General features: G+C 62.4%; 16 protein-coding genes. 8 read left to right on the top strand and 8 right to left on the bottom strand.

Annotation, left to right across the window (positions count from 1 at the left end; translation table 11 throughout):
* The first annotated feature begins 501 nt into the window (after window positions 1-501).
* Entirely contained in the window at window positions 502-5,145 is a 4,644-nt protein-coding gene (locus tag L8U60_RS08815) for a YPDG domain-containing protein (RefSeq protein ID WP_269966000.1), read from the top strand.
* 380 nt (window positions 5,146-5,525) lie between these two features.
* Here L8U60_RS08815 and L8U60_RS08810 read toward each other — a convergent pair whose 3' ends face one another.
* Window positions 5,526-6,932, bottom strand: coding sequence for an FAD-dependent oxidoreductase (locus tag L8U60_RS08810; protein ID WP_269965999.1), 1,407 nt, complete (start codon window positions 6,930-6,932; stop codon window positions 5,526-5,528).
* A 243-nt stretch (window positions 6,933-7,175) separates the two neighbouring features.
* On the opposite strand from L8U60_RS08810, the gene pta reads away from it, so the two are divergent.
* Both pta and L8U60_RS08800 read left to right on the top strand, forming a co-directional pair.
* Window positions 7,176-8,531 (top strand): phosphate acetyltransferase, encoded by a 1,356-nt coding sequence (pta, locus tag L8U60_RS08805; RefSeq protein ID WP_269965998.1) that lies wholly within the window; start codon window positions 7,176-7,178, stop codon window positions 8,529-8,531.
* Window positions 8,532-8,533: 2 nt separating this feature from the next.
* Window positions 8,534-9,727 (top strand): acetate kinase, encoded by a 1,194-nt coding sequence (locus tag L8U60_RS08800; protein ID WP_269965997.1) that lies wholly within the window; start codon window positions 8,534-8,536, stop codon window positions 9,725-9,727.
* Window positions 9,728-9,774: 47 nt separating this feature from the next.
* Here the strand turns inward: L8U60_RS08800 and L8U60_RS08795 are convergent, their stop codons facing one another.
* Genes L8U60_RS08795 through L8U60_RS08785 form a run of 3 tightly spaced genes read right to left on the bottom strand, consistent with a single transcriptional unit; the run spans window position 9,775 to window position 14,937 of the window.
* A complete protein-coding gene (locus L8U60_RS08795; protein WP_269965996.1) occupies window positions 9,775-12,360 on the bottom strand; it encodes a serine/threonine protein kinase in 2,586 nt (861 codons plus the stop codon).
* Window positions 12,353-13,390, bottom strand: coding sequence for a glutamate ABC transporter substrate-binding protein (locus L8U60_RS08790; RefSeq protein WP_269965995.1), 1,038 nt, complete (start codon window positions 13,388-13,390; stop codon window positions 12,353-12,355). The genes L8U60_RS08795 and L8U60_RS08790 overlap by 8 nt, the downstream gene beginning before the upstream one ends.
* A gap of 41 nt (window positions 13,391-13,431) precedes the next feature.
* The gene (locus tag L8U60_RS08785; RefSeq protein WP_269965994.1) at window positions 13,432-14,937 is read right to left on the bottom strand and encodes a hypothetical protein; all 1,506 of its coding nucleotides are present in this window, start codon (window positions 14,935-14,937) and stop codon (window positions 13,432-13,434) included.
* Between the two features lie 66 nt (window positions 14,938-15,003).
* Here L8U60_RS08785 and L8U60_RS08780 point away from each other — a divergent pair, with 66 nt between their 5' ends.
* The 4 genes from L8U60_RS08780 (at window position 15,004) to L8U60_RS08765 (ending at window position 18,325) form a co-directional block, all read left to right on the top strand.
* Window positions 15,004-15,474 carry an NUDIX domain-containing protein gene (locus L8U60_RS08780; RefSeq protein WP_269965993.1) on the top strand — a complete coding sequence of 157 codons (471 nt, stop codon included), beginning with the start codon at window positions 15,004-15,006 and terminating at the stop codon, window positions 15,472-15,474.
* A complete protein-coding gene (locus L8U60_RS08775; protein ID WP_269965992.1) occupies window positions 15,461-16,408 on the top strand; it encodes an ABC transporter ATP-binding protein in 948 nt (315 codons plus the stop codon). The genes L8U60_RS08780 and L8U60_RS08775 overlap by 14 nt, the downstream gene beginning before the upstream one ends.
* Window positions 16,401-17,156, top strand: coding sequence for an ABC transporter permease (locus L8U60_RS08770; RefSeq protein ID WP_269965991.1), 756 nt, complete (start codon window positions 16,401-16,403; stop codon window positions 17,154-17,156). The genes L8U60_RS08775 and L8U60_RS08770 overlap by 8 nt, the downstream gene beginning before the upstream one ends.
* Before the next feature lie 452 nt (window positions 17,157-17,608).
* On the top strand, window positions 17,609-18,325 hold the full coding sequence (locus L8U60_RS08765; RefSeq protein ID WP_269965990.1) for a hypothetical protein: 717 nt from the start codon (window positions 17,609-17,611) through the stop codon (window positions 18,323-18,325).
* Window positions 18,326-18,352: 27 nt separating this feature from the next.
* Here the strand turns inward: L8U60_RS08765 and cls are convergent, their stop codons facing one another.
* The 4 genes from cls to L8U60_RS08745 are packed head-to-tail and all read right to left on the bottom strand — an operon-like array spanning window position 18,353 to window position 22,180.
* Complete coding sequence (cls, locus tag L8U60_RS08760) at window positions 18,353-19,849, bottom strand: cardiolipin synthase (RefSeq protein WP_269965989.1); 1,497 nt, start codon at window positions 19,847-19,849, stop codon at window positions 18,353-18,355.
* Window positions 19,846-20,634, bottom strand: coding sequence for an exodeoxyribonuclease III (locus L8U60_RS08755; protein ID WP_269965988.1), 789 nt, complete (start codon window positions 20,632-20,634; stop codon window positions 19,846-19,848). Before L8U60_RS08755 ends, cls begins: the two co-directional genes overlap by 4 nt.
* Before the next feature lie 5 nt (window positions 20,635-20,639).
* The gene (locus L8U60_RS08750; RefSeq protein WP_269966005.1) at window positions 20,640-21,599 is read right to left on the bottom strand and encodes an N-acetylglutamate synthase, CG3035 family; all 960 of its coding nucleotides are present in this window, start codon (window positions 21,597-21,599) and stop codon (window positions 20,640-20,642) included.
* A 17-nt stretch (window positions 21,600-21,616) separates the two neighbouring features.
* Complete coding sequence (locus L8U60_RS08745) at window positions 21,617-22,180, bottom strand: peptide deformylase (protein WP_269965987.1); 564 nt, start codon at window positions 22,178-22,180, stop codon at window positions 21,617-21,619.
* 22 nt (window positions 22,181-22,202) lie between these two features.
* On the opposite strand from L8U60_RS08745, the gene L8U60_RS08740 reads away from it, so the two are divergent.
* Entirely contained in the window at window positions 22,203-22,418 is a 216-nt protein-coding gene (locus L8U60_RS08740; protein WP_269965986.1) for a DUF3263 domain-containing protein, read from the top strand.
* The last annotated feature ends 164 nt before the right edge of the window (window positions 22,419-22,582 follow it).

Raw genomic sequence — 22,582 nt, 5'->3', positions numbered from 1 at the left:
GTTCCTTCTAGGTTCCCTGCGGTGGGGCGGCGCAAGCCGCCTGGCCGTGTGATTTAGCCGCCGCCCACTTTGTCCCTGAGAAGGGGATGGGGTGGGTGGCGGTTTTTCTATGCCTCAAAATGCTTATCGACGCCTCCCTGTCAAACCCCTTCATCCCTCCTGAACTCGTCCCAGCTACCACCAAGGGGCTCATCGGTTGCGGGGGAAGCCACCAAAATAGGGGGTGTGGCAAAATTCATTCACTTCAATGTCTATACCTCTCATCTGCGGTTTGTTTCCGATGTGACTAATGGGGTGGGCGTCGAGAAGCATTTTGGAGCTTTGGGGGTGGAGACATTTTCTTGACGCTGATAGTTTCTATAGTAATGAGAAACATTGTGGTTAGCGAAATGGAACCTGTGTTTTGCTGACGCATCTCATGCATGGACCATGCCGTCCCGCTTAATGCTCGTGGTATGGCCCGGAATTTCATACAACGTTCACTGTCTCTGGAAGGAAAACATGAACATTAAGAACATCGCCCGCCGCCGCGGCACATCCATCGCGGCTGCGGCGCTTTCCGTGGCGCTGGTCGCGCCATTTGCGCAGCCGGTTGTGAACCCGGCGGCTGTGCCGGCAGCGGTTGCTGGTACGCCGGACCAGGCTGGCCAGCCGAATGACGCAGGTAATGGCGTCAAGTACCCGGGCAAGAATGCTGACGGTGTCTACCAGTCTGTGGTGGATGAGCAGCGCTACACCTTCACCCCTGGGCCACCAATGGAGGGTGCGATCGAGTCGGGCGCCCCGCAGGGCACCAACGAGTCGATCGAGGGTTACATCATTCACCAGCGCGATGGTGATTTCAATGTCCATCCGGGCACCCCTGATCCGTGGCAGCCGATTCCGATGGAAGGTGTCCGCGTCTACGCTCAGTGGACTGAGAAGGGTGGTGTGACCTCGCCGGTGTACACCGCTGTCACTCGCGCAGATGGCCGTTACACCATCAATATGAAGCCCTTCAATAACGCCAAGGGCGAGGTTGTGAAGTTCGATGCGGACCCGAATGGTCCGCAGTACGAGAAGATCCGTGTGTGGGCAGACAACCCGGATCCGGAGAACTTCACGCAGCTGTACGGCTACCGGTTTGGTGGCCTCGGCCCTGAAGAGGCGACTTATGACACGATTCACACCATGGGCTGGCTCGTTGGGCCCGACCGCGTGACTAATGTGCGTTTCGCGTTCGGTGAGAAGATCCGCCATGATGTGATGCACCGTGATGATGCTGCTCAGAACCCCGTGGTTGGCAATGGTCCTGGCCAGATCAGGGGTCACCTTTTCTGGCACTTGTGGTACTCCCAGGGTGCGTTCACTCCGAACCTGTTGAACAAGTTCGATGGCGCCGATGTGCCGGCAACGGGTATGAAGGTTTACGGCTCCTATCTGTCTGACTACGCGGTCAACCAGATCAAGGAAAAGGCTGCGAATGATCTTGGGTTTAAGGAGATCCGTGGCAGCGGTTGGACCAACCGTAACGAGGTTGCGCTGCAGAACTGGATCAAGCGCAAGATGGCCGAAGAGGGCAAGGATAAGTGGATTGCCGAGACCGCTGAAGCTACCGTCGGTAGCGATGGCTTCTACAACCTCCAGTTCAAGGGCACCTTTGGCCGCCGAGTGACCATCGGTGCAGAAGTTGACCGTGGTTATGATGACGGCGCGCTGATCTACACCGACCTTGCTCGTGACAACGGTGCTGAGGTGATCTTCCCAGACAAGTCGAAGCACAACGCTTACAGCTTGTTTGGTCAGGTTGCTCCTACTGCTGACTACGGTAGCTGGGAGAAGAACAGGACGGGCCGTGGCGGGGATAACCTGCCGAAGCACGTGAACTGGGATTGGCTGTTCTTCTCCACCGAGGAGACTGAGGGGTTTGGCCAGTTCACGCCGTTCTACAACAACTCCTTCCTGCCGCGTGACCAGTACACGTTCAACGGTGAGGGCAAGTGGGCTGGTGGCTTTGTTCTCGGTGCAGGTGAGCCGTACCTCCTGGAGAACCGTCACATTGTGTACTCGGACTACACCGTTTTTGATGTGCTCGAGTACGACACCCACAAGAACCCGGCCAAGCCGGGTGACAAGGCTGATACCAAGACGGGTGGCTTGCCGATCACGTGGGCTGAGGGTCTGCAGTACCAGATCGAGTGGGTAGACGGTAACACCGGCAAGGTTGTGAAGACCTGTGCTCCTGAGTCTCCAAAGGCACCCGGCACCATCGAGTCCTGCCAGTTGGATACTGGTGACAAGGAGATCTTCCCGGATGGCATCAAGTCCACGACGACGTTTACCGCGTACCTGTACCCGGTCAACAAGGAGACTGGGGCGCGAGGCAGCGCGATTGCCGCTGATGCATTCACGGTTTTGGTCGGCTGGCAGCCACTCTATGAAAAGACTGAGGCTAAAGAGATCGGTAAGCCCGCGAAGTCGAAGGCTCCGACTTTCGACAACACGGCGACCACTGACACCGAGAAGCTCACGGCTGATGAGTTGACGAAACAGGATCCGAAGAAGAAGCCGACGAAGTTCGAGCTCGCGGAGGGCTTTACGGCTCCCGAGGGTTACACCGTCGAGGTTGACGCGGCTACGGGTGAGGTCTCTGTTACCTTCCCGAAGGATGCTCCGACGAAGGCTAGCCTTGACGTGCCGGTGAAGGTCACCTACGAGGACAAGACGGTCGCTACGGCTACTGCTCCGTTCGTTCTGACCGCTAAGCGCGATGCTGACAAGGTTGAGCCGAAGTACGAGGACACTCTTGTTGATCCGAACAAGGAGAACACGTCCACGCCGACGTTCTTCGAGCAGGATGAGCACGGTGAACCGACTGATAAGAAGGTTGAGATTCCGCCGAACTCCAAGTTCTCCATTCCGGATGACTTCAAGGCTCCGGATGGCTACACCGTCAACATCGACAAGAACACCGGTGTGATCACCGTGACCGTCGATAAGGACAAGCTCAACAAGGACACTGTCGAAGACTTCGATGTTCCGGTCAACGTTGAGTACCCGGATGGTTCCGGTGATAAGACGAAGGCAAACTTCAAGCTGGACACCGATGGTGACGGCACGCCTGATGTCGAGGACCCGGATGATGACGGTGACGGCACGCCGGATACCGAGGAGATCGAGAAGGACACCAACCCGAAGGTTCCGAACCAGAACGGTCAGTTTGAGCCGAAGTACGAGGACAAGACCGTCCTCCCGGGTGGCAAGGCTGAGTCAACTCCGGACTTCTATGAGCAGGGCAAGGACGGCAAGCCGACTGACAAGAAGGTTGAGATTCCGGAGAAGTCCAAGTTCTCTATTCCGGGTGACTTCAAGGCTCCGGAAGGCTACACCGCCACCGTCGACCCGAACACCGGTGTTGTCACCGTGACTACCGATAAGGACAAGATCACGGATCAAACGCCTAAGACGATTGAAGTTCCGGTCGTTGTCAAGTACCCGGATAACTCTGAGGACAACACGACTGCGAAGTTCAACCTTGGCAAGCACCCTGAGTGGGAGGACGGTAAGACGACTCCGAATGCTCCTGTGACGATTCCGAAGACGGATGGTTCTGGTGATGTTCCGGAAGGCGCCACGGTTGAGGTTGAAGGTGGCGATGATAACGGCACCGCCAAGATCAACGAGGATGGCTCCATCACTGTCACCCCGGGTGAGAATGCGAAGCCTGGTGACAAGATCACGGTGATTGTCAAGGACAAGGACGGCAACGAGATCGACAGGATTGTTGTCGAGATCGTGGATGGTCCGCAGTGGGAAGACACGAAGACCACTCCGGATGCTCCTGTGACTATTCCGAAGACGGATGATTCTGGTGAGGTTCCGGAAGGCGCCACGGTTGAGGTTGAAGGTGGCGATGATAACGGCACCGCCAAGATTAACGAGGATGGCTCCATCACTGTGACTCCGGGTGAGAACGCTAAGCCTGGTGACAAGATCACGGTGATTGTCAAGGACAAGGACGGCAACGAACTTGACAAGGTTGTTGTCGAGATCGTGGATGTCCCGCAGTGGGAGGACGGTAAGACGACTCCGGATGCTCCTGTGACGATTCCGAAGACGGATGGTTCTGGTGAGGTTCCGGAGGGCGCCACGGTTGAGGTTGAAGGTCCTGGCACCGCCAAGATCAACGATGATGGTTCCATCACTGTCACCCCGGGTGAGAACGCCAAGCCTGGTGACAAGATCACGGTGACCGTCAAGGACAAGGACGGCAACGAACTTGACAAGGTTGTTGTCGAGATCGTTGATCCGTGGAAGGACAAGGAAACCTATCCGAAGGAGTCCGTCACGGTTCCTAAGGAAGATGGCTTCACGGTTCCGGAAGACTCCACGGTTGAGGTTGAAGGTCCGGGCACCGCTGAGCTTCTTCCGAACGGTGACATCAAGGTGACACCGAATGACGATGCCGAGGTCGGTAACGAGATCAAGGTGACCGTCAAGGACAAGGACGGCAATAAGGTCGATGACTTCACTGTGAAGATCGTCGAGAAGCCGATCAGCTCTTCGCAGCGCAAGGGCTGCACCGAGTCCCTGCTGGGCTTCGGTCTGCCGCTGCTGGCTCTGATCCCGCTGGGCATCGCTGCACAGGCCGCAATCCCGGGTCTGCAGGCATTCCAGGCACAGCTTGATCAGCAGGTCCGTGACATGAACACGGCGCTGCAGCGTCAGCTGGGCATCCTGGATCCGAACCTGGCTCGTGCTGCTGCTGAGTTCGACGCTCGCCTGAAGGGTGCGGGTGCAAACCTGGGTCAGGTGCTGGCTGGTCTCGCCGCCCTGGCGTACGGTATCGCTGCGATTGCAACGATTGCTACCAAGTGTGGCCCGTCGAACAAGGACCTCGTTGAGGGTGACAATGGTCTGTCCTCCTCCATCGGCAAGATCGGTGAGGGTTCTTCCGGCAAGCAGGAGGGCGAGAACGGATCCTCCATCAAGCCGGGTGAGAACGGTTCCTCCGATAAGAAGGAAGGCGAGGACGACAAGGGCGGATCCTCGAAGGAGGGTAGCTCCAAGCCGTCCGAAGAGGCACCTGCTCCGGAGCAGCCGGGTACCGGTTCTGAGGACCAGTCCGGTGATCAGGATGCTTCTTCTGAAGAGGGCAACAACTAAGGGTTCCTTCTAGGTTCCCTGCGGTGAGGTGGCGTAAGCCGCTTGGCCGTGTGATTTAGCCGCCGCTCATTCTGTCCCTGAAAAGGGGATGGGGTGGGCGGCGGTTTTTCTGTGCCTGCCTGGCGTCTGTTTGGGGGTGTCGCTGGGGGCGGGAGAAGTCACACTAGTAACACCTAAGTTTGCCAAATAGGCCTAAAAAGGCTGTTTTCGTCGCGAAAAACGGGAGTTTGGCAAACTTATGTGGTGTGGGTGGTGCAGCTGGTGTGAATGATGTGGGCAGTGCCGCGGCGGATTGAGCGCTACTGAAAGCAGAAACTCCCGGGTACCAGTTCAAACCGTGGCGGGCCCGGGAGCTCGTGGGGGAGTGGGGTTTTGGCGCTTTACTCCGGGTGGGAGGCGTTGACCATGTCGTCCCACTCGACGATCTTCTTGCGTTCGCGGCCTTCGGCCTCGCCAAGGGCGCGTTCGGCGGCGTCGAGGTTGTGCCAGCCGTCCCAGGTGGTCACCTTGATGCCCTTGTCGGCGAGCAGGTCGAGGATGGCCTGGTCGTTGCGGTGAGCGGTGGGGGTGAGGCGGCCGGAGGTGAAGTCCTCCAGCAGCATGGTGGTGGTGTCCTTCGCATCGGATTTGGTGTTGCCAATAAGTCCGATAGGTCCACGCTTAATCCAGCCGGTGGCGTACAGACCGGGGACGATGTCGCCGCCGAATTCGGTGAGCACGTGGCCTTCGTCGTTGGGGATGACGGCACGGAGGTCGTCGAAAGGCACACCCTTGACAGCGTCAGAGCGGTAGCCGACGGCGCGGTACACCGCCTGGACATCCCAGGTGGTGGTCTTGCCGGTCAGGGTCACGCCGCCCTTGCCGTCCAGTTCGGTGCGTTCGGTGACAAAGCCGGTGACCTTGCCGTTGTCGTCGCCGAGAATCTCCACCGGGGACTCGAAGAAGTGGATGAACAGCTTGTGCGGGGCGCCCTTCGGGTCGCGCATCGCGTAGCCTTCGAGGGTCTGGCAGACGAGGTCGACGCTTTTTGCTTCGCGACGAGCCTGCTCCGACGCCTCGTCATAATCAATATCCTCCGGATCCACGATGACCTCAATGGTGTCCGAGTGGTCCAGCTCCTTGAGCTCCAGCGGGGAGAACTTCGCCTGGGCGGGGCCACGGCGGCCGAAGACGTGGATCTCCTTGGCAGCGGATGCGTTCAGGTTGTCGTAGACGTTGTCGGGGATCTCCGTCACCTTGAGCTCATCCGCGGTCTTAGCCAGCACGCGGGCGATGTCCAGGGCGACGTTGCCCACGCCGACGATGGCGATCTTCTCCGCCGTGAGGTCCCAGTTGCGCTCAAAGTTCGGGTTGCCGTCGTAGAAGCCTACGAACTCGCCGGCACCAAAGTGGCCGTCTAGGTCCGCGCCCGGGACATTCAGGTCGCGGTCAGCCACAGCGCCGGTGGCAAAGACTACTGCGTCGTAGTACTCCTGCAGCTCCTCCACCGTGATGTCATTGCCCACATCCACGTTGCCCAGCAGGCGGATCTCCGGCTTATCCATCACGTTGTGCAGGGATTTAATAATGCCTTTGATGCGCGGGTGGTCCGGCGCCACGCCGTAGCGGATCAGGCCGAAGGGGGCCGGCATGCGCTCAAACAGGTCCACGCGGACCTCGGTGCCGTTCTTGGCCAGGTCGGATTTGACCAGAAGGTCAGAAGCGTAAATGCCGGCGGGGCCGGAGCCGACGACGGCAACGCGGAGGGAATCGGTCTGGGCGGAGGGTGCAGTGTTGTCTGTGGTCATCTTTTTCCTGTGCATCCTTGTTTTATCGGAGATAAGGATAGTTTCTTGTGCTATCGGACATCATAGCGCCTCAGGCAAATAAGTCTAGACTAAGCAGTCTATTAAATTCGCACCGAGTGGTCTTCAGGGGACGGGGGTCCCATATGGGTGGGGTGAGTGAAAAAGCACACAGTAAACCCCCAGCGTGGTCCCCCATACACAGTTAGACTGGGAGCACTGCCTTTGTGACATGAAAGGAAACGCATGGCTAACAAGTCCGTCCTGATCACCACAGTCGGCCGGACCTTCGATGGCATTGACATTGAGGGGCTCGCTGCGGAGACCAACCTGAACCTCGTCAAGCTCGCTGATCAGGAGGCGGACGTCGCCGCCATCGTGGCAGCTGAACTGCTCACCGGGGACACGCTGGTGCAGGGCTCCGGGGATTACAACTTTGACGCTGATGCGGCATCCGCCCTCGGTATCCCCCTCCTTATCGTCAGTGCTTGCCCCGTTGCGGCGGAGCGCGCCGAGGCGCGTATCGCGCAGCTGGGGGCGACGGTGGCGGGGGTTGCAGAGAGCGTCGATAAGCACACCCTTGCGCAGGCGCTGGAGACGGAGACTGAGCCCATCATGTCCGCCGCTGTTTTTGAACACTGGCTCCTCACCCGCGCGAAGGCGGACCGCAAACACATCGTCCTGCCGGAGGGTGAGGACGATCGCATTCTGCAGGCCGCGCACCAGCTGCTCGCGCAGGGCGTCGCTGACATCACCATCCTTGGCGTGGCGGAGGACATCCAGCGCCGCGCGGACAGCCTGGGCCTCAACCTGGCCGGCGTGAACATCATTGACCACCTGAACTCGGACCTGCTGGAGGAGTTCGCCGCGGACTTCGCAGAACTGCGCAAGTCCAAGGGTATCACCCTGGATGAGGCGAGGGAGACCATGAAGGACATCTCCTACTTCGCCACAATGATGGTGCACAAGGGTCTGGCAGACGGCATGGTCTCCGGAGCTGCGAACACGACGGCGCACACGATTAAGCCGTCCTTCCAGATCATCAAAACCGTGCCGGGCGCATCCGTGGTGTCCTCCATCTTCCTCATGGTCATGCGTGGCCGCCTGTGGGCCTTCGGTGACTGTGCGGTGAACCCGAACCCGACGGCGGAGCAGATCGGTGAGATCGCTGCCGTATCCGCCAAGACCGCAGCCCAGTTCGGCATTGACCCGAAGGTGGCCATCCTGTCCTACTCCACCGGCACCTCCGGCTCCGGCCCGGACGTGGACCGCGCGGTCGAGGCAACGGCGAAGGCGCGCGAGCTGGATTCGTCCCTCGCTGTGGATGGCCCGCTGCAATTTGACGCCGCGTGCGACCCGGGTGTGGGCAAGAAGAAGGCCCCCGATTCCCCGGTGGCTGGTGAGGCCAACGTCTTCATCTTCCCTGACCTTGAAGCAGGCAATGCCGGCTACAAGATCGCGCAGCGCACCGCCGACGCGTTGGCAGTGGGCCCGATCCTGCAGGGTCTGAACAAACCCGTCAACGACCTGTCGCGTGGTGCGACGGTCCCCGACATTGTTAACACGGTGGCTATCACGGCTATCCAGGCACAAGGAGAATAAACATGTCTTACGTCCTCGTTCTCAACTCCGGTTCCTCCTCGATCAAATTCCAGATCGTGGACCCCGAAGCCTCCGCCTCGGACACCCCGTTCGTGTCCGGCCTGGTGGAGCAGATCGGTGAGCCGAAGGGCAACATCCGCATCCAGATCGAAGGCCGCGAAGTGGGCTCCACCATGCCCATCCGTGACCACCGCGGCGGCCTGCAGCTGGCCATCGCCATGTTGGACGCCAACGGCGTTGGCCCGACGCAGATGCACATCATCGCCGTCGGTCACCGCGTCGTGCACGGTGGTCAGACATTCGGCGAGCCCGTGCTTATCGACGACTCCGTTGTCGACCAAATCCGCCAACTCATCCCCCTCGCCCCGTTGCACAACCCGGCGAACATCGACGGCATCGACGTTGCCCGCGCACTCCTGCCGGACATCCCACACGTCGCCGTGTTCGATACCGGCTTCTTCGGCGACCTGCCGGACGGTGCCGCCCACTACGCGATTGATGAAGACCTGGCGCGGGAGCACCAGATCCGCCGCTACGGCTTCCACGGCACCTCCCACGAGTTCGTGTCCTCCCAGGTGCCGGGCCTGATTGGCAAGGCGCCGGAGGAGACCAACCAGATCGTCCTCCACATCGGCAACGGTGCTTCCGTCTCCGCCGTGCGCGGCGGTAAGCCGGTGGACACCTCCATGGGCCTCACCCCGCTCGAAGGCCTGGTCATGGGCACCCGTTCCGGTGACATCGACCCGGGCGTGATCTTCCACCTCTACCGCACCGCCGGCATGAGCATCGACGACATCGATGACCTGCTCAACCGCCGCTCCGGCCTCAAGGGCCTGGCCGGTGCGAACGACTTCCGTGAGATCAACGCCCGCATCGCCGACGGCGACAAGAAGGCCAAGCTGGCCTACGACGTCTACGTCCACCGCCTCCGCCGCTACATCGGCGCCTACATGATCGGCCTGGGACGCGTCGACGCCATCACCTTCACCGCCGGTGTCGGCGAGAACGCCGCCCAGGTGCGTGCCGATGCCCTGGCCAACCTCGAAGGCTTTGGCATCAAGCTCGACCCGGCCAAGAACGAGGAAGGCTCCGGAGCCCGCATCATCTCCACGGACGACTCCGCCACCAAGGTGCTGGTCGTGCCGACGAATGAGGAGCTGGCCATCGCCCAGAAGTCCGCAGCCATCGCGGGCTAGGGGCCTTCTTCTCCTCTTCTATCCCTTTTAGGTCGCCGTAAGGCGGCCTAAAACCAGGTGGCCGGGCGGACTTTGTTCGCCGTGTCCACCAGGGCGTAGCGGTGCTTGGCGTACGGCGCTCGGCGGGCTTGCTGCCTGAGTGTGATGGCAAGCCCGCGGCGCAGGCCTTTCACCGTGAAGTCGAATTCGAAGAGCTGCGTCTTGGAGCTGGCTGACTCAAGGTCGTTGTCCATGAGGTAGGTCAGCCCCGCGCGCAGCACCGCGACCTTGATCTGCAGCAGGCGCGGCTCATTGGTGGGGATCTCCTCCAGCCGGCGCGCGGCGCGGCGGATGCGGGATTCCGTCAACGTATCCCCAACCAGGTACAAAATGCTGGTCAGCTTAGCCATGCGGTGGTGGCGGGACTGTTGCGGCACCTTATCCAACGCAGCCACCGCCATTTCCACCTCACGCTCAAACATCAGCTGACGCGCCAGGCCAAAAGCAGACGACACCGTCGTGGAATTCGCCGCCCACACCAGTGCGTACAGGCGCATGGCGTTGAGCCGTAGCGTCGGCGGATCCATCGTGACGTGGCTCCACGTCGGGCTGAGCACCCCGTCCTTTTCCAAGCGGCGGAAGTAGGAATTGGGGAGCTCGCCAAGATCGGTGCGGATGGAGGCGAGGTGGCGGGGGAGGGTGTCGTCAATAAGCTCTTGCTGCTGGTGCCCGCTTTCTTGCAACATGAGCTCATCCACCGCGGCGAGCGCGAGTTTCGGTGCGGCCTCGCCCGGCACGATGTTTAAGACCTGCGCGAAGTCCTTCTGCGCGGCCACGAAATCGCCGCGGACCAGCTCGGTGAGCGCGCGGTACCAATGGAAACGCCAGTTGTTGCGCAGGCGATCGTCGAACTGGCTGAGCCAGTGGCGCGCCTGCGTGGTCAGGCCGAGGTCCAGCATCGCGCGCACGACGCCGAAGGGGATCTCCGCGGAATGCTCGTACTCCGGGGTCTGCATCGCCTGGCGGAGGGACTCAAGGGCTTCCTGCGGCTCGGCGTACGACGTACCCGAGAGCAAACCCGCGCCCACATCCGACCGGTCAATCAGTGGTGTGGGCAGGGCTGATAGGACTTCCTGCGGCGTGATTTCAACTGTCCTATCAATTCCGTCAATGAGCTGGTCCGTGCGGAACACCAAGTGCTTTGTGCCAAACGTGGTACGTTGCGGCGAAAACAGCGAGTGCTGCGCCGGGTGCGCAATCCCATCGCGGATAGCAATGACCTCACGTAGCACGCCCAGCAGCTGAATCTCCAGCTCATCCACGGACTGGAAGCGCTTTGCCGGATCCGGGTCGCAGCACCGCGCGAGCAAGCGATACAGGGAGATGTAGCGGCGCAAAGTCTTCGACGTACTCGGCGTGGGCAGCTCATGCGTGAACACCCCATCCACCTTCGGCAGATCCAGGATCAGCGCGGCGAGCGTGCGGCCGACCGTGTAGATGTCACTAGCTATCGACGGCCCCTCCCGCGCCACCTCCGGCGCCTGATACCCCTTCGTGCCATAGATATAGCCGTACGCCCCGATGCCGCTGACCGCGCCCAGGTCAATGAGCTTCACCTGGTCTTCGGTGACAATGATGTTGTCCGGCTTCAGGTCGTTGTACACCACCCCGCGGCTGTGCAGGTACCCCAGCGCGGGCAGGACCTCCAGGATGTACGCGATAGCCAGGTCTATCGGGAGCAGGTGGTTGCGCTGTGCGTTACGACGCTCGCGCAACGACGGCCCGCCCACAAACTCCATCACAATAAAGCCCTCGTCCACCCGGGGATCATCGATGAAGTTGAAAATCTTCACGATGCCGGGGTGCGTAATATCCGCCAAAAACTCCCGCTCCGCGGCCGCAGCCGCCGTCTCATCGGCGCTCTTCTCCGCCTGCAGGCCCTTGAGCACCACCACGCGGCCGGCCACATGGTGGTCCTGCGCCAGGTAGATCCACCCCATGCCGCCGTGTGCGATGACACCTTTGATTTCGTACTGGCCAGCCACCACATCGCCCTGCTGCAGTTGCGGCGCCGGAATACCCTTCTTCACCACCGCCTCGGTGGGGTCCTTCAGCTCCTCTTTCGGCTCGGACGGCGCAATCCACGGCAGCTCCACCATGCCGTCCGCCACCGACCGCGCCTGGCGCTTCGCGCCGCGCAGCTTCTTGAACTTCTCCAGCGCCTCGCGCCGCGAGCGTTCCGACGTACTCGCCTGTAACTCCGCCATCTGCTCCGGCGTCAACCCCGCCAGCGTGCCGGCGGTGCTGTCTGTACCGCTTGAGCCTCCAGTGCTGTGCTCAGCCGCCTGAGTGAACTCAGCGAACTCAGTGAATTCCGGGGGAGTGGCCTGCGTCGCCTGGGTGGCTTGAGTTGTTTCTGGGGTGTCGCGCAGGGCGTCGAGGTCTTTGAGGAGGTCGGCGATGTCACCGGTGCCGTCGTAAAGCGTATCGGCGTCGAACTCTTCTTCTTCATCCGCGAAGGGGTCGAAGAGGACGGCTTCGGTTGCTTCGTGGCTCTCGGCCTCCTCGTTGCTGTGGAGGTGTTCCGTGACCTGGTCGATGTCCCGGTCCGGCACCCACGTGCCGTCGGTGGCGCCCGGATCAGCGTTAGTCATTGTTCTCCTCCCGGTAGATCGGCTGCGGCGCGGTACGCGGCGCGATGTGCGGGCCAAGCCAGCGCTTAAACATCGCGTCCCACGTGCCGTCCGTGCGCACGCGGTTGAGCGTGGAATTCACCTGACGAGTCAGCCCGTCATACCCCTTCGGAATCCCCACCGCGTAATGCTGCGTGGCAAACGGCTCGCCCGCCACCGTGGTCAGCGGATCCTGCGCGGCAAAGCCCGCCAGAATCGTCTCATCGCCCACGAGCAGCCCCGCCTGATATTGCTGCAGCGCCATCAGACAATCCGTCCACGTGCGCGTGCGCAGCAGCTCATGCTGCGGGAAATTCTCCCGCGCAATATTCACGGTGTTGGACCCGGTGGCGACACAAATGCGCTCATCAGACAGGTCCTGCGCCCCATCAAGGTGGGAGCTCGTGGGCACGAGCATGCGTACCGACGAATCCAGGTACGGCACCGAGAAATCCACCTCCGCCGCCCGCTCCTTGGTAATGGACATCGTCCTAATCACAATGTCCACCTGGCCTGACACGAGGGCTTCCGTGCGTTTGGAGGAGTCCACAAAGCGGAAATCAACCCTATCGGGAAACCTGAATATGTCCCGGGCGATCTCCCGGGCCAAGTCCACCTCAAAACCCTTGAGTTCACCCGTCGCGTTATCGCGGAAACTCAACAAATATTGGGACTGGTCCACGCCCACGATGATGCGGCCACGCTTATAAATATCCGGGACCCGCTTTTCCGGCGACTCCCTGTCCGGGCGTAGCGAGCCCGGCCAATCATAGGCCTCTACCTCGGCATCCGGTGTCTGTCCTGGTGCATCCACCACTGCACCCGCGGGCAGTGGGAGGTCCTGCAACGCCGGTGGTTCGGACTGATCTCCGATCCCCGGCTGCACCGGGGTGACAGAGCAGCCCGCCAGCGTTCCCGCCACGACCGCAAGCACCGCAGCGCCCTTTACCGCCGCTGCCCGCGGACTCACTTTCACCCCCGCTTTTACCCCCGCGAATTCAGGTTTCGTCATAGGCTTCCGCGCACAGTGCTCCGGTAGTTTCATCCGTTTCATCACAGGTACTCCTGAATCCTCGGGCGGACGCCGATCCACGCCATGAGGAAAGCCAGAATCGTCAGCACCATGACGCCGGGGGCGACGCTATCGGAGGCTTTCAAACTGTTCGTGATGTGCGAACGCAGATCTGTTCGTGACTGGGAGATGAGGTCCGCCAAGCCTTTGTCGAGGGTGTGGAAGGAGGTGGCGGCGGAGGGGGAGGCGTCGACAAGCTCTTGCGATGCGGCGATGTCCACCGCATGCTCGTAATCGCCTTGCTGCAGCGCCGTCATCATGCGGGAGTGGGAGACGCGCCAGTCGGTGAGCGCGCGGCGCGTCGTGGCCACGAGCTCTTCATCCGCGCTCGGCGGGAGGGTGTCCAGTGCGCGGGTGACCTCGTCGGCCGTATCGCCCATCTCGGTGGCGGAGCGGTCGCCCATGCGGCGGGTGAGCAGCGTCAACGTTTCCGTCGTGCGGGTTTCCTGCGCGGTGATGCGGGCGCTGGTCAGCTGCTCAAACTGGTGGCTCGCGGCCTCGAACCCGTGCGTGCCCGCAATCCACGCGGCCGAGTTCGCGCTGATGACCCACACTGTTGCCGCGAGCATGAGCGCCGTGGAGACGAGGAAGCCGCGGTTGAGGCGGCGGCGGAACATCCGCCACAGCACCCATTGCGTGAACACCAGCGCGGCGATGCCCGCCAACAGGCCGGACAACGGCACGAACTGGGGCAGGGTGAGGCGACGCATCTCATCATCCACCTGGTCGCGGGTGATGTTGAGCAGGCGTTCTGCCTTGGCCAGCATCGTCTCGCGCATGAGGGTGGAAGCCTGCGTCATGTAGGCCACACCCAGCGGATTGCCCACGCGTTGGTTTGCTTGTGCGCGCTCCATCAGGCCGGTGTACTGCGGCAACATGCGCTGGATGTCGCGGACGAGCTCCTGCACCTCCGCCGAATGCTCCGCGTGTGCCCCGGCCACCGCGCTGCCGCGCACAACTTCGTCGGCGGCGATGACGGCTTTATCAATGGTGGCCACGTACCGGCGGTGGGATTCCGCCGTCTGCAGCCCCGGCTGCACGAAGGAGGTGGTGGCCAGCGTGTCGGCCTGGCTCAAGCTCGTATATAAGGTGTGCGCCGAATTGCTGGTGGGCTCGGTGGCGCTCAGCAGGGTCTCTAGGGCGTTTTCGCGGGACTGGCCGGATTGGCTCATCGCATAGCCGCTGGCCAGCAGCATGACACTGAGCAAAACCATGAGTGCCAGCAGGCGTCCCACACTGGTGGTGAGGAAGCTCCACGCATTCCCCATCCACCGGCCGGTGCCACCGAGGGAGTCATAGAACTTGTCCCGCAACCCCCTCAGTCCGGTGCGCGGCGGCGCCTCCTCCAGGGAATCCAGCCACGCATCCTCATGCTCCTGGAGGTCCACCACCGGCTGGGACTTCCGCGGACTGAACCGCGGCAATTTCACACGAGAGCCACCTCCCGTGCGTCCCCTGGCCTCACCGGCCGCCTCCATGCGCGCCATTCCCTCAGACTACAGGGCACATGTGACAGGTGGGGCTAAACACCACTGCCGGGTAGGGTGGCGCTTATGGAAGGCGACGGTAACGGTTGGGTCGAAGGCCCACACGGCAAACAAGTCTGGGGCAAGCACGGTGCGGCCGGCCTCTTCCTCCGCGCCGGGAACACGGTGCTCCTGCAGCACCGCGCGCACTGGGTCGCCGATGGCGGCACGTGGGCTTTGCCCGGCGGTGCCCGCGACTCGCACGAGACAGTCGAGGAAGCAGCCCTGCGCGAAACGGTCGAGGAGTGCGGCATCGACACTTCGCTCGTGATTATCGACGACGCCGTCATCACCGCCGGCACACCCCCCGGCTGGACCTACACCACCGTGCTCGCCCGCACCACCACCGGCGAGCCGATCCCGCTGGAGCCCAATGCCGAATCTATGGAATTACGTTGGGTTCCGCTGGAAGAACTTAGGGGGTTTGAGTTGCATGGGGGGTTTGAGGCGTCGTTAAGCATGCTTCTGTGGCACGCTGAAAAGCATGATCGAAGTTAAGAACCTGACGAAGGTGTATGGCTCCGTCCGCGCGGTGGACGACCTCACCTTCACGGTCGAACCCGGCGTGGTCACCGGCTTCCTTGGGCCCAACGGCGCAGGTAAATCGACCACGATGCGCATGATTCTCGGCCTTGATGCGCCCACTTCAGGCACCGCGCTTATCGACGGCGCCCCCTACCGCTCCCTCCCCAACCCCCTGTCCAAGGTTGGTGCGCTGCTGGATGCGAAGGCGGTGCACCCGAATCGCAGCGCGCGCAACGCCCTGCTGTGGCAGGCGCAGGCCTCTGGGATTGAGGCGTCGCGTGTGGATGCGGTGCTGGACCTCGTCGGCCTGACGTCTGTGGCCGGCAAGAAAGTCGGTGGGTTTTCGCTGGGTATGGGCCAGCGCCTGGGCATTGCCGCTGCCATGCTGGGGGATCCGGAGTACCTGATTCTCGACGAGCCCGTCAACGGCCTCGACCCCGAAGGCATCCGCTGGGTCCGCGAACTGCTCCGCCGTTTCGCCGCGGAGGGGCGCACCGTGCTCGTGTCCTCCCACCTGCTGGCGGAGATGGCGCAGACCGCTGACCGGCTGGTGGTTATTGGGCAGGGGCGCCTTGTGGCGTCGGGTTCGGTCCATGACTTCATCAAGGAAAACTCTGCGCTGACCACTGTGGTGCGCACCCCCCACCTCGCCGAATTTAGCGCTGCCTTGACGGCGGAGGGCATTACTTTTGTGCCGTCGACGGACGCCGAAGGCCGCCCTGTCCTTGAGGTGCCGTCCCAGTCTTCCGACGACATCGGCGCCCTCGCCTTCTCCACCGGCGTCATGCTCAGCGAGCTCACCGAACGCCGCGCCTCCCTCGAAGACGCCTACATCCGCCGCACCGAAGGCGCCGTCCAGTACGCGTCCACCGGTTTCCCCGTTCCAGGAGGTCAGCCCAATGCTTAACGTGATTACCTCGGAGTGGACCAAACTCCGCACCACGGCCTCCTTCTGGTGGACCTCTGGCCTTGCCATCGTGCTCAGCGTCGGCTGGACCCTGTTCATGGCGGCCCTGGACAACCCTGAGCTGCCCAGCTACGGCGGTGCCATGGTCGTGGCTGGCTTCCTCAGCTTCGGCATGCTGTGCCTCATGATCCAGGCGATCATGGTGGTCACCACCGAATACCGGTATAAAGTCAGCGCCACCAACATGACGCTGACACCCCAGCGCTGGAAAGTCGCAGTGGGCAAGCTCATCGTCTACGGCGGCTACGCCGCAGCCTTGTCCTTCCTGATCTTGGCCGTGAGCTTCGTGCTTGGGGACCTCATCGCCTCCAACCCCATCAACTGGGCCTCCAACCCCTACTCCCGTCGCGCCCTGTGGGCCATCCCGTTGGCCACCTTTGTTTCTGTTCTGCTCGTGCAGGGGCTGGGCTGGATCGTGCGCCAAACCGCCGGTGCTCTGGTTGCCTACCTGGGTTGGCAGTTTGCCGTGGAACCGTTGATCGCGTTCCTCCCCAAAGTTGGCCAGAACATCCAGGCCTACGCGCCGTTCAAGAACCTGCAGCACTTCACCTCCAATATCCCCAACCCCGGGCCGCAGCCAGGGGTGGGTGCCCAGATTGAGCTGTGGCAGTCCCTCGTCCTCTTCGGCGTGTGGGCGGTGGTGCTGTATGGCATCGGGGTGCTGCTGCTGGAGAAGCGCGACGTGTAAAACACACAAGCCCCACCAGTGACACCTAAGTTTGCCAAACTCACGATTTTGGGCCTGAAATCGGCTGTTTTCGGGCAGTTTGGCAAACTTAGGTGAAACGCGTGGGGCAGAAGTGAAAACGCGCAAAGCCCAGCGGGCGACAGGGGTGGGGCAAGCCTGACAAGGGCGGCGGCGGAAGCCCGCCAAAGCTCAGCAAAGCCCCACAACAGCCGAACAGTCGAGGAATGTCCACCAGAGTGGACAATTTTCCCTTGAGAATCACCGCGCAGCCCCGCGACAATAAACGCATGCACCCAGAGTTGCCTTATTTGAATTCTTTGCTGGTGGTGGTGGGAAGGAGGGTGCCGAGGGGCGTCGAGAAGCAAATTGAGCGCGGCGAGCTGATTAAGGTGGCCAGCCGGCGCTTTGTGCGGCGGAAAGACATGATGGTGCTGCGGCGATATCAGCGGCAGATGCTGATGACGTTGGCGGCGGCGCAGTCGGTGAACAGCTCGTATCTGGTGGGGGGTTCGGCAGCACGGGTGCTCGGGATGTGGACGGTGGACGCAGCGCAGTGGATCACGCTGGCGACGCGGTCGGGTGGTGTTCCGCCGCGGACGAAGTGGCCGGCGGGCTGCGTGTATCGGAAGGAGCCGCCGCCGGAGAAGGTGGTGCAGATCTTGGGGGCTGCGGCGGTGGACCCGGTGAGCGCGTGGCTGCAGATCGCGTGCACGGAGGGTTTCCGGGCCGGGCTGGTGGCGGCGGATTGGTTGCTGGTGAACAAGCACAAGCGCTCGGAGCTGGAGACTCGCCTCGACGAGGTGGGCATGCGGAAGGGGATCGAGCACGCGCGGCGGAGCCTGCGCGAGGCGGTGGATTGTTCGGATGCTCCGGGGGAGAGCTACGCGCGGGCGCTGCTCATCGAGGAGGGCATCGGACCGCTGAGGCCGCAAGCGAAGGTGGTGCCGCCGTACGCGATCGATCTGCTCGTTCGCGGGTGCGTCGCGGTGGAGATCGACGGTGAGCTCAAATACGACGAGGATCCCGAGGAAGCGATTCGCCAGGAGCGTCGGCGCGAGAAGCTCATCCTGAACAGGGGTTTTCAGGTTGTGCGCTACTCCTCCACGCAGGTGTTCGCGCAGCCCAGGACGTTCATTGCGGATGTGCGTCGCGCGCTCGAGCGTGCTTAAAAAGCTTAAAAATGCTTATCGACGCCCCTACTGCACCGCCGACGTCAGCTTCATCACGTTATCGATGTACCGGCGCGTCCACGGGCGCTTCTTCCACTCCTCGAGGGTGAGTTGGTGGGAGACGGAGAGGTAGGAGGAGGCGAGATCGCAAAGCTCGGTGATGAGGGGACCCTCGAGGATGAATAGACTGTTCTCGTAGTTGAGGGAGAAGGACCGCATGTCCATGTTGGAGGAGCCCATGATGGCGATCTCGTTGCGTGCAGAGCCAGACGCAGCGCCAGGGCGCGTCCACACCGCTGGGTCCGCAATGGCGAACTTGGTGTGCAGCACATACGGGGCGGGGAACTGCCAGATGTGCACGCCGGCTTCGAGGAGTTGCTGGTAGTAGGCGGATTGCGCGTGGTGGACCATGAACTGGTCGGCCTTCTCACCAACGAGGAGGTCTACGCGCACACCCCGGTAGCAGGCGGTGGTGATGGCTTCCAGCATGGAGTCATCAGGCACGAAGTAGGGGGAGCACAGCACCAGGCGTTCGCGGGCGTGGTGGATGAGGGTGTTGAACATCCTCAGGTTCGGCTCTGTTGTGTAGCCGGGGCCAGAGGGGATGAGTTGGAGGACGTTTTGGTCGTGGTCGGTGGTGTCGTCGTCGAAAGGCGCGCGGATGTCCAGGATCTCCCCGGCCTCGGTGTACCAGTCCACGGCGAACATGGTTTCCAGGGAGGCGACGATCGGCCCGGTGAGTTCCACGAATGCGTCGACCCATTGGCGGGCTTTCCGCACGTGGTTGGGCATGAGGTAGGAGCGGTCGATGAGGTTGAAGGAGCCCATGAAAGCGACGCTGTCGTCGATGATGAGCAGCTTGCGGTGGTTACGCAGGTCGGGTCGACGGAAGGTACCGCGGAGGGGTTGAAGCGGCAGCATGAGGTGCCAGTCAATGCCGGCGGCGGTCATGCGCTTCTTAAATTTACGGAAGCCGGGGTATTTCTGGGACCCGATGTGGTCCAGCAGCACCCGCACCGGGACCCCGCGGGCGACGGCACGCTCCATCGCCTCCCACACCGGCGCGGTGGTGGAGTCCCAGGCCATGGCGTAGATCTCCACGTGAACGTGGTGCTGAGCATCGTCGATGGCAGCGGCCAGGCGCCGCATCGTGCCCTGATAGTCCGTCCACACGGCCTTGACGTGCCCGTCCAGCGCCGGAAAACCAGTGAGCGTCCGGTTCAGGTGCGCCATGGACGCCACCTCATCCGTCACGGACGCACCGGCGGGATAGTCGGGGAAGTCCTCGTGCACGTCATCGAGCAGCTCATTCGCCTCCCGCTGGATGCGGTGGCGGCGCCGCGACAGGAACGTGGACCCCAGGAAGAAGTACAGCGGCAACCCCAAAAACGGGATGAGCAGAATGACCAGCAGCCACGCGTTCGCGGACGACGGTTTCCGGTTCTCCGGAATCACACCGATCACGGCGAATTTGATGGTGTAGTCAATCACCATCAGGGCGAGTTGGAGGGCGGAGAGGCTCATCGGACTTCGTCGATAAGCAGGGCGCTGAGGTCGTAATCCGCGATGACCGGCGCGTGATCGGAGGCCTTCTCGCCGGCGCGCTCTTCGAGGTCGACCCACGCGCGGGCGGGCAGCTGCGGCGAGGCGAGCTGGAAATCGATGAGCATGCCCTCACCGCGCAGGAATCGCGCGCCCTTGTAATCGAAGTAGGAGTACGGTTCCTCGTGCCTGACCTGCGTCAACCCGAACTCCACGACCCGCTGAAACGCCGCGCGCTCGGGCTCCGTCACGTGCGTCTTGCCCTCAAAAAACGCGCGCTCCCACACATCTTTGTCCGTGGGCGCAATGTTGAAATCGCCGCACAAAACCTGCATTTTTTGCTTATCGACGACCTCCCCCAACCTCCACAAAAACTCCAACTTGTAGTCATAGTGGGGATCCGCAATCTCCCGGCCATTGGGAACGTAGAGGCTCCAGATCTCCACCCCGTTGCACGTGGCGCCAACGGCGCGGGCCTCGCGGTTCTGGGGTTTGGTGGGGTCCTTGTCAAAGCCGGGCTGGTTGGGGAAGTGGTCCTTGACATTCTCCAGGCCAACCCGGGAGATGAGTGCCACGCCGTTCCACTGGTGGTAACCCACGTGCGCGACATCGTAGCCCGCGGCCTCAAACGCCGAATACGGGAATTTGTCGTCTGAGCACTTCGTTTCCTGCATGGCCAGCACGTCAATGTCATTGCGCTCCAGGAATGCGACAGCGCGGTCGACGCGCGTGCGCACCGAGTTGATATTCCACGTGGCAATTCGCATGGGCACTAGCCTAGATCACAGCGCGCGTACCGGTGTCGGTGGTGCTCCACGAATCCGAGTTTGGTGTACAGCCCGATGCCGGCGTCGTTGCTGGCCAGCACTTGGAGGTAGGCGTCCGTGGCACCGTGGCTTTGGCCCCAGGCGAGCATCTCCGCGCCCAGCTGCGTGCCCAGTCCTCGACGCCGGAACTCCGGCGCGACCTCGACGGCGGAGTAGCCGAGCCACACCCGCCCATCGTCGGACCCCGTGATCGTGCCGCGGGTCACCGCCACGGTCTCGCCCTGGTGGGTGAGGCGGCCGAAACCGAGCGTGCCCTCAATCTCATCGGCAAGCTCCGCCAGCGCTTCGGGCGGCAGGGGTTGGCCGCGGAAGTGGTACATGGCCAGCCAATCTGCGTCGGGGCGGGGGTCGATGCGGAACTCAAACTCTGACGGCGCCGGAGCCGGCTCGGGCAGGTCTGACAGCGAGCGCGTCATCACCACAATCTCCGGACCCAACGACCACTCCGGCCTGCCCTCAATGGCCCGCAGCGCCGGCGCACCAATCCGCTCCGGGATCAGCAGCTGCGCCGGCAGACCCCGCTCCCGGTAAAACTCCACAATCTGGTCCAGCGGCACCGGACGCAAACCGCCCGAATGACCAATCGGGGTTGCGGAGTTGGAGCGTTCGGCGATGTCGGAGCCGGCGCGGGTGAGCCAGTCGTCGAAAAGCATGCGCGATTGGCCTGGAAACGCGCGCGCATAGGCGGTCTCAACAGCGCGAATATCTGAATTGCGGACGCGGCGCGGGCTCATGCGGCGCACGACAAGCGGGTCGTCGATGCGAATTGCCTCCGCCTCGGACGGCAACCCGCCCACCTTCTGCGGGCGCACCACCAGCGGATCGAGCGACACCACGTGCCCGATCACATCCGTCAAATGCGAACCCGCACGGCGACGCACCACCACCCGGTCGCCCGGCTTCATCGGTTCTTGGCGGAACACTAGTGACCAAACGGGTCCGGATCCGTACCCGGCAACCACGTATTCCCCGCGTGGTCCCAGCCATTGCGCTTCACCGCGCGCTTCGCCTCGCGCTTGTAGCGGCCGGTGAGCACGTCGAGGTACACAAACCCGTCCAGGTGGCCGACCTCATGCTGCAGGCAACGCGCGAAAAAGCCCGTGCCCTCCACCTCGACCTCGTTGCCGTTCTCATCCAGGCCCGTGACCTTGGCCCACTCCGCGCGGGCCGTGGGGAAAGACTCGCCCGGGACGGAGAGGCAGCCCTCCTCATCATCGTCGCTGGGCATCGTCTTTGGGATCTCACTGGTCTCCAGCACCGGGTTAATCACCGTGCCTCGACGCATCGTGTCCCCATCCGGGCAGTGGTACACAAACAGGCGTTTATTCACACCGATCTGGTTAGCCGCCAGACCCACGCCGTGCGCGGCATCCATGGTCTCGTGCATGTCCTCGATCAGCTGCTTGAGCTCCTCAATCGGCTCCGTTACCGGCTCCGTCGGGGTGTGCAGTACCGGGTCGCCGTAAATCACAATGGGTCGGATCATGGGGCCAGTATAAGGTGGGAGCGTGGAGCCAAACGACCTGACCATCCTCGACTTCGCCGCCCGCGCACCCCGCAGCCTCGGCGCGCGGGAGGAAGCCATCCGTGTTGAGCTCGGCATGTCGCCCTTCAGGTATTACCAAAAGCTCAATTCGCTTATCGACGACCCCTCCGCCCTCTCCGCCCGCCCCCAACTCGTCCGCCGCCTCCAGCGCATCCGTGACCAGCGGGCCTTGGGGTAGGGGGTTTGAGGGTCGGGGTCGATATTTCTCACGCCCCACGAGGTTGTGGGTCCGTATTCGCCCAGGTCGCGTTCGGGCCGGTGTGAGATTTCTCGGATGGGTACTTTGAGAGCTTGTGGGGCGGGGAAAGTGGGCCTTCCGGCGCGTCGCTCGGGACCTGTCGC

The organism is Corynebacterium meitnerae, from assembly GCF_027570075.1.
Lineage (GTDB): Bacteria > Actinomycetota > Actinomycetes > Mycobacteriales > Mycobacteriaceae > Corynebacterium > Corynebacterium meitnerae.
The sequence above is the reverse complement of the archived record's forward strand: the minus strand, read 5'-3'. Positions and strand labels throughout refer to the sequence as shown.